This window comes from Amycolatopsis sp. cmx-11-51 (assembly GCF_047608665.1).
Classification (GTDB): Bacteria; Actinomycetota; Actinomycetes; order Mycobacteriales; family Pseudonocardiaceae; genus Amycolatopsis.
Genome location: NZ_JADNQO010000001.1, coordinates 1,320,933 through 1,333,465, shown reverse-complemented (window position 1 = coordinate 1,333,465; position 12,533 = coordinate 1,320,933). Strand labels below are relative to the sequence as shown.

The 12,533-nt window shown below is 69.0% G+C and carries 9 protein-coding genes; 1 reads left to right on the top strand and 8 read right to left on the bottom strand.

What is annotated here, in order from left to right; genetic code table 11:
- The first annotated feature begins 2 nt into the window (after positions 1-2).
- Entirely contained in the window at positions 3-1,310 is a 1,308-nt protein-coding gene (locus tag ACM6LU_RS06695) for an amidohydrolase family protein (RefSeq protein WP_414936660.1), read from the top strand.
- Positions 1,311-1,776: 466 nt separating this feature from the next.
- Here ACM6LU_RS06695 and ACM6LU_RS06690 read toward each other — a convergent pair whose 3' ends face one another.
- The 8 genes from ACM6LU_RS06690 to ACM6LU_RS06655 form a co-directional block, all read right to left on the bottom strand.
- Positions 1,777-2,463 (bottom strand): SDR family oxidoreductase, encoded by a 687-nt coding sequence (locus ACM6LU_RS06690; protein WP_414936659.1) that lies wholly within the window; start codon positions 2,461-2,463, stop codon positions 1,777-1,779.
- A 14-nt stretch (positions 2,464-2,477) separates the two neighbouring features.
- Positions 2,478-4,202: a hypothetical protein gene (locus ACM6LU_RS06685; protein WP_414936658.1), complete on the bottom strand. Its 1,725-nt coding sequence runs from the start codon at positions 4,200-4,202 to the stop codon at positions 2,478-2,480.
- Between the two features lie 53 nt (positions 4,203-4,255).
- Positions 4,256-4,873: a class I SAM-dependent DNA methyltransferase gene (locus tag ACM6LU_RS06680; RefSeq protein WP_414936657.1), complete on the bottom strand. Its 618-nt coding sequence runs from the start codon at positions 4,871-4,873 to the stop codon at positions 4,256-4,258.
- Positions 4,874-4,905: 32 nt separating this feature from the next.
- Complete coding sequence (locus tag ACM6LU_RS06675; RefSeq protein WP_414936656.1) at positions 4,906-6,429, bottom strand: SdrD B-like domain-containing protein; 1,524 nt, start codon at positions 6,427-6,429, stop codon at positions 4,906-4,908.
- 133 nt (positions 6,430-6,562) lie between these two features.
- The gene (locus ACM6LU_RS06670; RefSeq protein WP_414936655.1) at positions 6,563-8,662 is read right to left on the bottom strand and encodes a PhoX family protein; all 2,100 of its coding nucleotides are present in this window, start codon (positions 8,660-8,662) and stop codon (positions 6,563-6,565) included.
- Positions 8,663-8,841: 179 nt separating this feature from the next.
- On the bottom strand, positions 8,842-10,890 hold the full coding sequence (locus ACM6LU_RS06665; protein WP_414936654.1) for a PhoX family protein: 2,049 nt from the start codon (positions 10,888-10,890) through the stop codon (positions 8,842-8,844).
- A gap of 96 nt (positions 10,891-10,986) precedes the next feature.
- Entirely contained in the window at positions 10,987-12,204 is a 1,218-nt protein-coding gene (locus ACM6LU_RS06660) for an MFS transporter (protein WP_414936653.1), read from the bottom strand.
- Positions 12,201-12,485, bottom strand: coding sequence for a hypothetical protein (locus tag ACM6LU_RS06655; RefSeq protein ID WP_414936652.1), 285 nt, complete (start codon positions 12,483-12,485; stop codon positions 12,201-12,203). Before ACM6LU_RS06655 ends, ACM6LU_RS06660 begins: the two co-directional genes overlap by 4 nt.
- Positions 12,486-12,533: the final 48 nt, after the last annotated feature.

Here is a 12,533-nt window from a genome sequence, read left to right as displayed (position 1 = left end):
TCATGCAACGCCGTTTCCACGCTCCTGTCGTTCTCCCCGCCGACCCCGCCTGTTCGCTGCTGCGTGATGCCGTGGTCGACGTGGACGAGGCGGGGCGGATCACCCATGTCGGTCCCGTGTCCGGGGCTCCCGAAACGTCCGCTCCCGTGACCCGGTTGAGCGGTCTTCTCCTGCCAGGGCTGGTCAACGCGCACGCACACAGCCCGATGACGCTGCTGCGCGGGATGGGCGGCGACCTGCCGCTGCTGCGGTGGCTGACCGAGATCATCTGGCCGACCGAGGCGAAGCTGAAGCCCGCCGACATCCGCACCGGCATGCTGCTTGGCTCGGTCGAGATGCTGCGGCACGGTGTCACGACCAGCGCGGAGATGTACTTCGAAAGCGAACAGCTCGCCGACGCGGTGCTCACCACCGGCGGCCGCGTGATTCTCGGCCCGCCGATCATGGAACTGCCGGGGATGGACTGGCGCGCGATGCTGAAGAGCATCGAAAGCTGGATCGACACCGACGGTCTCCGGTTCGGCCCCGGCGAGCGGATCGAGGTCGGCTACGGGCCGCACTCGGCGTACATGCTGAACACCGAAGCGCTGCGCGCGACCGCGGAATCGGCGGCCGAACGCGGCGCGCTGGTGCAGATCCACGTGGCGGAGGCGGCGCTCGAAGACGTCAAGCAGCGCGAGGAGCACGGCTCGGTGCCCGCGCTGCTGGAGAAGGTCGGAATGCTGCGGGGCCGCACGCTGGCCGCGCACGCCGTCCACCTGTCCGACGAGGACATCGCCCTGTTCGCCGCGCGCGGGGTCGGGATGGCGCACTGCCCGGGCTCGAACGCGAAACTCGCTTCGGGCATCGCGCGGGTGACGGAGCTGCGAAAGGCAGGCGTCGCCGTCGGGCTGGGCACGGACGGCCCGGCGTCGAACGACGACATCGACCTGTGGGAGGAGCTGCAGCTCTCGGCGATGTTCGCGCGGCTCGCCACCGGCGAATCGACCGTGCTGACCGCCGCCGACGCGTTCCTGCTCGGCACCCGCGGCGGCGCGGACGCGCTGGGCCGGACCGACATCGGCGCGCTGGAGACCGGCCGGTGGGCGGACCTGGTGCACGTCGACCTCGACGACCCGGCCTTCGCGGCCGGCGTCGACGTCCCGGACGAGCAGCTGCTCTCGAACTTGGTGTGGGCCGCGGGTTCGCGCCGGGTTCGCGACGTGTGGGTCGCCGGCGAACAGGTCGTCGGCGACGGCGAATCCCTGCGGGTGGACCGCGCGAAGGTACAAGCGGAAGTCGCCGAAATCTCGGCCCGGCTGCGCTCTTGACTCACCTACGCAGCCCCCTCCCGTCCCAGGGTGCGGCCACTTACTTAGGGCTACTGGGGTGGGTGACGGTGTAGTTGCCGTCCTCGCGGGCGAGTTGCGCGTCAGCGTTCGCGCCGTGGATCTGATGCGCGATGGTCGATGAGGCTCGTCCGACCGGGGCAGCTCCCTGAGTAAGTGGCATTGGACCCCGGGGGCGGGCTCCGAGGCCAGTCTATCGGGACTCCTTGGCGGGAATCGGGGGAAAGCGCTGGTCGGGGTGGGTTGTCCACAATGGTGAGGGGTTGTGGACAACTGGGCTGAGGCTTGGCATTTCGGGAAGGCGTGCCTGAAAGCCACGCGGCTCGGGCCAATGCCGAGTTTGGGACGCTCAGCGTCTCCAATGTGGCATTGGGGACGCTGAGTGCCACCAATGCCACATTGGGCGCGGGCGCCGGAACTGCGCGTCGGCAGGCGAGCCAGACGCTGGCTAGACCAGGCCTCGTGGCCGGAGGGTCACGTCCGTCGGGTGGGCGTCGGCGGTGGCGGAGACCGCGGCGAGTACGGCGGCCGCGACGGATTCGGGGCGCAGGAAGCGTTCCGGCTCGTACGAGCGGCCTTCGGCGGCGATGATCGTCTGCTGCATTTCGGTGTCCGTACGGCCGGGGTAGATCGACGTCACCCGCAGGGTGGTCTCTTCGTCCCGCAACGCGTCGGCGAAGGCGCGGACGGCGAACTTACTCGCCGCGTACGGACCCCAGCCCGGACGCGCGTTGTGCCCGGCACCCGAGTTGATCACGACGACGTGGCCCTTCGCGGACCGCAACGCCGGCAGCAGCTGACGGGTCAGCGTGACGACCGCGAGGACATTGACCTCGAAGTTCGCCCGCCAGTCGGCGTCCGTGGCGGTTTCGACCGTGCCGAGCCGCGCGACGCCTGCCGAGTGCACCAGCACGTCCAGTTCGCCGAACTCGGCGGTCGCCGCTTCCAGTGCTTCGGCGTCGGTCAGCTCGACCGGCCACGCCCGGGCGCCGGGCAGCGTGGCGGCGAGTTCGCCGAGTGCGTCGGCGTCGCGGCCGCCGAGCAGCACCCGGTGGGTGGGGGCGAGCGCGCGGGCGACCGCCGCGCCGATGCCGCGAGTGGCGCCGGTGACGAGAGCGAGGGGAAGATCAGCCATGGCCGCCACGCTAGTCACCCGCAGGCGACCGGCACCGACGCCACCCGAGGGAACCGCACGGAACCCCTGGTGAACGACCCGATGAGGTTGTCCGCGAACCGTCCGGCCGTCAGCGGATCACGCACCGACGCGTCGATCGCCACGATCTCCGGGCAGTCGAGCGCCAGCCGCGCGGCGGCGACGTCCGCGGCCCGGACCGGACCGCCCTCGGCGATCGGGAGTCGCGCCGAATTCGCCAGCTCCCAGACCGGCGGCAGCCACTTCTGGTGCCCGGTCCGGCCGTTGGGGAGTGACGTCGAATGCGCGGCGAACGGATTGGCGAGACCGTAGCCATCACGCAACCGCGTTTCGAGCGGGATCAGCAGGCCGAGGGCACCCATGCTGTCCGCGGCGACGGTCACGTAAGGCCGATCTGTCGGGTACGCGTACCAGCGTCTGGTCGAGTAGTCCTGGATCAGCACCGCCGGGCCCTCCACGGCGCGGATGGCGTCCAGCGTCGCCGGCATCGACGGGTAGTCGGCGTAGTCATCGGCCAGGACCGGATGTTCGTGCCCGGTCGACCGCGACCAGAACGCCCGCTCGTCGGTGATGCCGACGGCACGCGGCGCGGCGGAGTACGGCGGCCGCAACGATCCGGCGGCCACGATCGCCCAAATGCCGACGACCAGGAGGAGAACCGCGGTCACTCTGGTCAGCGGCAGGGCCAGTAGGGGAAGCAGCAGGCAGAACAAGGCGGGCATCAGCATGCGCCCGTGCATGAAATCCCCGCCCACCCGGATCACGTACAGCGAAAGCAGCACCGCGCCGAGGACCGGGACCGCGGTGAGCACCGCGAAAGTCTTGTCCACAGCGGACAAAACGGTGGCGACCGCGACGGCGAGCACCGACAACGGGAGCCCCAGCCAGTACGGCTGGACGAGATCGACCAGATACGCCCAGCCTCGAGCCCAGTTCGCCTCCGACGCCTCCTTGACCAACGCGGTGTTCGGCGTCAGCAGGCCGTAGTAGCCCATCCGGAACACCTGATACGCCAACGGGAGCACCGCCGCCACGGCCACCAGGCCCAGCGCGCCGCGAAGTCCTGGCCGTGAAAGCACGAGCAACGCCACTAACGCGACGCCGCTGAAAAGCGCGAGATCAGGCCGCACCAACGGTCCCAGCCCGGCGGCCAGCGCGACCGGCCAGGTACGCGGTCCGTCCACTGTGGACACGCAGCGGACGAGCAGCCACCAGGTCCCGCCCAGCCACAGGGTGATCAAGCCGGTCTCCAGCCCGGACGTCGCGAAGTCGCGGAACGGCGGCAGCGCGCAGACCACCAGTGCCCCGGCGGGCGCGAGGCCGTGGAACGCCAGCGGCTGGTAGAGCCGCCGGGCGCCGTCCAGGCCGAAGAACAGCCCGGCGACCGAGAAGACCAGCCCGGTCACCACGGAGATCCACTCCAGCGGCACTCCCGGTAGCAAACCGAGAACACTCAGTACCACGGTCCACAAGGGACTGGTGTTGGTCTCGACCCGCTCGCCGATGTTGAACACCGGACCGTTGCCCGCGAGGATCTGGCGGACCGTCCGCAGCACGATCAGCCCGTCGTCGCTCATCCAGCGACGGCGCCAGGCGAGGTCGGCGTAGACCACCAGCACCAGGCCGAACCCGAACCAAGTCCAGGTCGAGGGCCGCGGGAACCAGGAGCGCGAAGGCCAAGCTGGCGTGTTTTCGCCCGTGGTCGTACTCGTTTGCGCCATGATCCCGCCCGACTCGGTTGCGTTGGCAGGAGATCAGGTCCGCGGCCCGCGAGTCAAACCGTCTTGGCGAGTAAGCACGATTGCGGTCGTTTCCTCCCTTCCATGGCCAGCCGTGCGGTGACCTCGAATCCCGCCTCGCCGAGCAGATCGGCGACCGCGCCCGGTCGCAGGAAGTAGGCGTCGTAGGAGACCGGGTGGCCGTACGCCCTCTCCGGGCTGAGGCGCTCGTCGCCGACGTGGAAGCCGACCAGCAGCTGCCCGCCGGGAACGAGCACGCGGCGGAATTCCGTGAACAGGGCCAGGAGTTCGGCCGGGGGAAGGTGGAAGATCGACCACCAGGCGACGAGACCGCCCAGTTCACCGTCCGGGAAGTCGAGCGCGGTCATCGAGCCGACGGAAAACCGCAGGTCAGGGAACTGACGTCGGGCGACATCAATCATTTTTGGCGACAAGTCGACACCCGACACGGACACTCCGAGCGAGGCCAAATGCGCGGTGACGTGCCCCGGCCCGCAACCGACGTCGGCGACCGGACCGCGTACCTGTTCGGCGAACGCGGCCAGCATCGCGCGGCCGACGGGATCCTGCCGGAAGAGCGGTTCGACCAAGACCGCGTAGTCCTCGGCGACGGTGTCGTAGGACTCGCGGGTGGCATCCAGGTGAGTGGTCACGGTGGGCGACGCTAGCGGTACCCACCGACAATTCAGGGCTCGATCAGCCCGGCGTCCCTGCTCAGATCCTCCGGCGCCCCCAGCGTGGCCACCGATGTGCACCCGGTCGCGGGGTCCGCCGCCGAGTCCGTGCCGTTGTACCGCGCGGCGCCGGACCGGGTCAGTTGCCGGGTGCCGACGTCGAAGCAGACCTGGTACGGGCCCCTGCGCAAGCCCTCGAAGGCGTACCGGCCGTCCGGCCCGCTCAAAGTAGAGCCGACCTCCTTGCCGTCCGCGTCCCGCAAAGTCACCTTCACGTCCGGGACGCCGATCTCGTCCCGGGTCTGCAGGCCGTCCTTGTCCTTGTCCAGCCAGACGAAGTCGCCCAGTTCGCCCGTGGGCTCGACGAGGCCCGCGGCGAGCGTCAGGTCCTGGCGTTTCCGAGGGCCGACCGTGGTGGTCGCGGTGCAGCCGGTCGCCGGATCGGCGTCGGAGTCCCTCGCGTCGTCACCCGCGTCTTTCGACGTATAGCCGTAGGCAGGAAGCGCGCTGATGTCGAAGCAGATCTGGTAGATGCCGTCCTTCAGTTTCGCGAAGCGGTACTTGCCGCCGGCGTCGGTGGTGACGGTGCCCAGCGCCTTGCCCGAGGCGTCCTTCAAAGTCACCTTCGCGCCCGGGACACCGGGCTCCGCGGCGTCCTGCAGGCCGTTCCGGTCGACGTCGTTCCAGACGAACTCGCCGATCTCGTCGATCGCGGGCGGCGGAGTGACCTTGATGGTCGTGGTCGCGATCTTCTTCGGCAACGTGCCACTGGAGACGGTCACGGTGCTGACATGGCCGTTGTCGGCTTCGGTGATGTTCTTGTGGTCGCAGGTGACGGTCGTGGACTTGCCGCCGTCGAGACTCGCGATCGGCGCGGGCTTCACGTCGCAATACGGGTCGTCGACCTTGATGCCGGCCAGCGTCGTGGTGCCGTCGTTGGTCACCGTGAACCGGTAGTTCGCGGTGGTGCCCGCCTCGAGGGTGGCCGTGGTTCCCCAGGCACCACTCGCCGGATCCCGCACCTCCGCCTTCGCCGCGAACGAGGCTACCTGCAGGTGGACGCAGTCCCACCTGACCCAGTCGCGGTCGGGGGCGGCGAAGAACTTCACCGAGGTCGCCGACGCCGGAGCGGTCGACGGCGGGAAGACTTGGCGTGCCAGTGTCCCGTCGGTGGCCTTGAACTTGTCCTCCAGTACGACCTTGTCCGACGCGTTGTAGAAGCGCACGAACTTCATCGCCGCGTAAGCGGTGCCGGCCATCTTGTCCGGCGTCGCGAGGGCGTACTCGCCGCCGTCCTGCTGGTAGCCGACGGCGGTGGACAGCCGGGGCTGTTTGCTCTTCGGCATACTCGGCGGCACCGGGGCGGCAGGGTTGAACGAGTGCCCGGCCGGTGGGCTGCCCTGCTCCACGCTCGGATTCGGCGCGACGCCACCGGTGCAGCCGGACGGCACGGCGGGTGACTGTGCCTGAGCGGGAACGATGCCCGAAACCAGTGCCAGCGTCCCTGCCGTCATCAAGACCAGTGCCCTTTTCACAGGGCTGAAGCTAGTTACCCGGTCCCGGTTCCGTAATCGCTGAACCGTGTCGACGATCGCCCCGATCAGGCAGAACCGAGAGTGATCGCCGGTGCCGCCGCCGTCTTCCCACGGCGGCGGCACCCCGCCACCCCTACTTGACGCCGATGCGGCCGACCTGGCCCCAGCGGCCCTTCTTCCACACCGACACGATCGACGGCCGCGGCTGCGCCGTGCCACCGTCCGGCCAGTGCGAGGTCGGGCTGCCGGAGTTGGCCGCGTCCTCACCGGGGTGCTGTACGGCGACGAGCACCAGGTGGTCGGTCACCACCGGACCGCAGCACTCCGCGCCGACCGGCACCGACAGGAACTGCTTGACGTGCCCGCGCTCCGGACCGTCGACCGGCACCGAGAACAGGCCGTCGTGCGAACCGAGCGCGTTGCCGTCGGTGGAGATCCACAGGTTCCCGTGCCGGTCGAACGCGACGTTGTCCGGGCACGAGATCGGGCTGACCTGCTCCTTCGGGAAGCCACCGAAGTAGGTGTCCGCGGTCTTCGGGTCACCGCAGACGAGCAGCAGGCGCCAGGAGAACTTCGTCGACGCGGCGTCCCCGCCGTTCTCGTCCCACTCCAGGATGTGCCCGTTGCGGTTGTTCGGCCGCGGGTTCGCCTCGTCGACGTCCGCCTTGCCCGCGGGGCCACGCTGGCTGTTGTTGGTCAGCGCCGCGTAGATCCGGCCGTTGACCGGGTTCGGCTCGATGTCCTCCGGGCGGTCCATTTTGGTCGGCTGGACCTTGTCCGCCGCCTGGCGCGTGAAGACGTAGACCTCTTCGGCGGTGGAACCGTCCACAAAGGACTTGTTGCCCGAGGCGAGCGGGATCCACTCGCCGACGCCGTCGAACTCGCCGTCCTTGGGGAGTTTTCCGGTGCCGTCGATCTCGCCGGGGCTGTCGCCGGTGAAGCGGCCGACGTACAGGGTGCCGTCGTCGAGCAGGGCGGAGTTGTGCCGCCGCGCGTGCGCGCTCTTGCCCGGCTTGTACTTGCCCTTGGAGACGAACTTGTAGATGTACTCGAAGCGCTCGTCGTCACCGGAGTAGACGGCGACGCGGCCGTCCTTGGTGATCTTGATGTTCGCGGCCTCGTGCTTGAAGCGGCCGAGCGCGGTGTGTTTGATCGGCGTCGAGTTCGGGTCGTTCGGGTCGATCTCGACGACCCAGCCGAACCGGTTGGCCTCGTTCGGCTCCTGCGCGAGGTCCCAGCGTTTGTCGAACCGCTCCCACTTACGGGTGCTCGCGGTGCCGGAGAAGCCGTAGCGCTTCAGCCGCGCGGCCGCGACCGGGTCGGTGACGCTCGCCGCGTTCGCGAAGTACTGGTTGACGTTCTCTTCACCGGAAAGCACCGTGCCCCAAGGGGTCACGCCGCCGGCGCAGTTGTTCTGCGTGCCGGAGACCTTGCGGCCGGTCGGGTCCGCGGCGGTCTTGAGGTACTTCGAACCGGCGGCCGGGCCGCGCACCTCGAAGGCGGTGTTCAGCGTGATGCGGCGGTTGAACGGGCTCGGCACCGCGCGCAGGGCGCCACCGATCGGGTCGCGGAAAGTCTGGACGACCGAGAGGCCGTGTGCCGCCCAGGCGATCTTGACCTGTTCCTCGGTCGGATTGGCCGGGTCGTACTGGTCGGCCGGGAACATGTGGACCTCGGTGGTGTACTCGTGGTTCACCACCAGCAGGTTCCGGATGCCCAGCGGGTCCTGCGGGATCAGGCCGACGAAGTCGCAGTTGTAGCCGAACTGCTTCGCCTGCGCGGCCGCGGTCTGCTTCGCGAAGTCGAACTTCGGCGCGCCGAATTCGACGGCGTCGCCCCAGCGGATGACGACGCGCTGGTCGTAACCCTCGGGGATGGTGACCGCGTCGAGCGTGTTCGGCGGCACCGCGTCGAAGTCGGTGCCGGGCACCGGACGACCGGGGCGGCCCGGCTTGCCGTGGCCCGCGGCGGCGACGTCGGCCGGTTCGGCGGCCGCGGCCGTGCCGGACAGCGCGGCGAAGCCACCCGCGGCGGCGGCCATCACCGCACTGGCCTTCAGCGCGCCGCGCCGGGACAGCACGTTCTTGACGACGTCGCCGAAGTACTCGTTGTCCGAGGTGTTGGGCTCGGGGTGGGCACACGCGTTGCCGCAGCGGTACTCACAGGTGACCGCGGAGCGGCCGCCGGGATGGGAGGTGATCAACGGCAGGAGCCGCTGAGGCTCGAAGGACACAGGGCCTCCATGTTCGCGGTGGGTTCACATAGTCCAGTCGGGGGAACGACGTGACGTTAAGCGACCAAAACGATCCAGTCCTGGACGACAGATGAACAGCGCGCGAACGAGCGATGGCGCGCTGCCGGGACCGACCGCGCGCCATCGACGGAAAGTACTGCTAGGACGTTGCTGACCGACTAAGAACCGATGTCGGCCAGGCCGCGCCTGCCGGGTTTCCACACCGCCACCACCGACGGCCGGGGCTGGTTTTCGCCGCCGTCCGGCCAATGGGAGGCCGGTCTGTCGGCATTCGCCCCGTCCACTTCACCCGGATGCTGGACACAGACCGTGACGATCTTCTCCTCGACGATCGGGCCACAGGTCTCCGCGCCGCGAGGCACGGTGAGGAACAGCTTCAGCTCCCCGCGGTTGCGGCCCTCCAGCGGCACCGAGTACAGGCCGTCGTTGATGCCCAGCGCGCCCGCCGAGTCGGTGGAGATCCAGAGGTTGCCGTGCTTGTCGAAGGCCACGTTGTCCGGGCTGGAGATCGGCGAGACCTGGTCCTTGGGGAACCCGGCGAAGTAGGTGTCCGGCGAGGCCGGGTCGCCGCACACCAGGAACAGCCGCCAGCTGAACGTCAGCGCGAGCGCGTCCCCGCGCCGCTCTTCGAACTCCAGCACCTGACCGTGTTTGTTGTTCAGCCGCGGATTGGGCTCGGTGGCGCCCTCTTTGCCCGGCTTGCCGCGGTCGACGTTGTTGCTCAGCGCGCAGTAGATCCGGCCGGTACGCGGATGCGCCTGGATGTCCTCCGGGCGGTCCATCTTGGTGGCACCCACCCGGTCGGCCGCCTCACGGGTGAACACGTACACCTCTTCAGCGGTCATTCCGTCCACAAAGGACTTCCTGCCCGACGCCAGCGGGATCCATTCGCCGCTGCCGTCGAATTCGCCGTCACCGGGCAGTTTCCCGGTGCCGTCGATCTCGGCGGCGGGGCTGTCGCCGGTGAACCGGCCGACGTACAGTGTGCCGTCGTCGAGCAGGGTCATGTTGTGCCGCCGGGCATGGCCGCTGTCACCCGGCTTCATCCGGCCCTTCGAGATGAACTTGTAGATGTACTCGAAACGCTCGTCGTCACCGGAGTAGGCGACCACGCGGCCGTCCTTGGCGACGCGGATGTTCGCCGTCTCGTGCTTGAACCGGCCCAGATGCGTGTGCTTGACCGGGGTGCTGTCCGGATCGTTCGGATCCAGTTCGATCACCCAGCCGAACCGGTGGGCCTCGTTCCGTTCCCTGGCGATGTCCCAGCGCGCGTCGAACCGCTCCCACTTCCTGGTGGTCGCGGTGCCGTTGATGCCGTAGCGCGCGTAACGCTTGCGCGCCACGGGATCGGTCACCGTGTCCGCGTTCCCGAAGTACTGGTTGATGTTCTCCTCGCCGGACAGGATCGTGCCCCACGGCGTGACACCACCGGCGCAGTTGTTCATCGTGCCCAGCACGACCGTTCCGGTGGGATCGGCGGCGGTCTTGAGCAGATCGCTGCCCGCCGCCGGGCCGGTCACCTTGAACGGGGTGTGCAGTGTGATCCGCCGGTTGTAGCGGGACATCTTCGGCCGCAGGTGCCCGGTGTCCCGCCCACGCGTGACCTGGACGACGGTCAGGCCATGGGCGGCCCAGGCGATCTCGACCTGTTCCACGGTCGGGTTGTTCCGGTCGTACCCGCGGAACATGAACTCTTCCGACGTGTACTCGTGGTTCGTCACCAGCAGCGAGGAAAGCCCGGAATGGTCCAGGGGAAGCAGCGCGGCGAAGTCGCAGTTGTAGCCGAACTGCTTCGCCTGCGCCGCGGCGGTCTGGTTGTCGAAGTCGAACTCCGGCGCACCGGGCAGCACCGCGTCACCCCAGCGGATGACAATGCCCTGTTGATAGCCCTCGGGCACCACGACGGCGTCGAGCGTGTTGGGCTGGACCCGCTTGTAGTCGGTGCCGGGTGAAGGTTTGGGCCTGCTGTTCCCCGCCGGCGCGGCGGTGGCGGGCGCGGTGAGCGCGAGTGGCGCACCGGCGACCAGCGCGACGACGGCGCTCGCCTTCAGCGCGCCACGGCGGCTCACCGCGCCGAGCACGTCGGCGAAGGTGGGGTTGTCCGAGGTGTTCGGCGCGTCGTGGAAGCACGCGTCGCCACAGCGGTAGGTACAGGTCACTGACGCCCGGCTTGGTGAGTGGCCGGCCAGCAACGGAAGGAACTTCACGCGGACCTCCGGTCAGGCAGTTCGGGAGGTCGACGCTAGACACCGGACCAGCGGGAGGAAACCCCCCGTTGGTCCGGCGTTCACCTTTTGTACGGACTACATCTCTTCGCCGACGAGGACCGCTTCGGCCGGAATCGTGTGCGGGTCCGCGGACTTTTCGCGGATCGTCAGCAGCGCTCCGGCGAGGACGCACAGGATCGCGGCGATCACGAACGGCGCCTGCTTGGCGCCGAACCACTCGGCAAGGTGACCGACGACGGTCGCGGCGACCGCGCCGCCGAGCCAGCGGCAGAAGTTGTACCCGGCGCTCGCGACCGGACGCGGGGCGTCGCTGATCGACATGGCCGTCCCGGTGAAGAGCGTGTTCAGCAGGCCGGAGACCAGCCCCGACAGGATGATGCCGACGACCAGCACCGGCTTGCTCGGGATCGCCATGATCAGCAGCAGTACGCCGTACCCGAAGACGGCGACCACGGTCGCGTGCCGTTCACCGAGCTTCGCGGCGAGTTTCGGCGCCAGCACCACTCCCGCGACGGCGACCGAAAGGCCCCAGCCGCAGAAGATCAGGCCGACGGCGACGGCGCTCCACTCCAGCACGAACGGCGACCAGGCCAGCACCACGAAGAACGCGGCGGTGTAGAGCGCGGAACCGATCGAGGTACGCAGGAGCCCGCCGTGCTTCAGCGCGCGGAACGGATCGAGCAGGCGGACCTTCGGCCGCCGCGCCTTGGCGTCACTGGTCAGAAAGATCGAGCAAAGCACGAGACCGCACAGCATCAGCAGCGAAGTGCCGATGAACGGGCCACGCCACGAGATGCTGCCGAGCAGCGCGCCCAGCAGCGGGCCGACCGCGAGGCCGACACCGAGCGCGGCTTCGTAGAGCAGGATCGCGCCCGACTGGCCGCCGGTCGCGGCGCCGACGATGACCGAAAGCGCGGTCGCGATGAAGAAGGCGTTGCCGAGACCCCAGAGCGCGCGCAGCCCGATGAGCTGCTCGATCGACCCGGACGCGGCACACAGCGCGGTGGCGACGACGACCAGCGTCAGCCCGACGACCACGGTCCGCTTGGCCCCGAACCGGGCACTCATCGCGCCGGTCACCAGCATGGCGATCGCCTGGACGCCGAGATAGCTGGAGAACAGCAGCGTCACCTCGGACGGCGTCGCGTGCAGGCCCTCGGCGATCGACAGCAGGATCGGGTCGACCAGCCCGATCCCCATGAACGCGATGACCGCGGCGAACGCGGTGATCCATACCTGTTTGGGCTGTCCTTTGAGGGCGTCCAACAGGCTCGAGTGAGACTCAGCGCTCATCGCGGATCAGTTCCTCCTTCTTGTCTTCCTGGATTCGTGCCGCAGCGACTTTCGTCAGAGCGGGGAGCGCGGCTTCGATGGGCGACGATCAGCCGGCGATGGAAGCGCTGCCCCACCTCGGTGACCTCGACGAGCACGGCCCGGACGGCGGCTGAGCAGGCCGAGCCGTTCAGCAGCTCCGAACCCTGGGTGAGGCTGAGCCGCACCTGCGGGGTCCTCCGGCGTACGAGGTAGTACAGCGGGCGGAGCCGGTGGACGAGGTCGGCGACTCTCGGGGTCACTTAGTCATGCTAACTAAAATTACTGAGCATGGCTAAGTAATCTGCCGC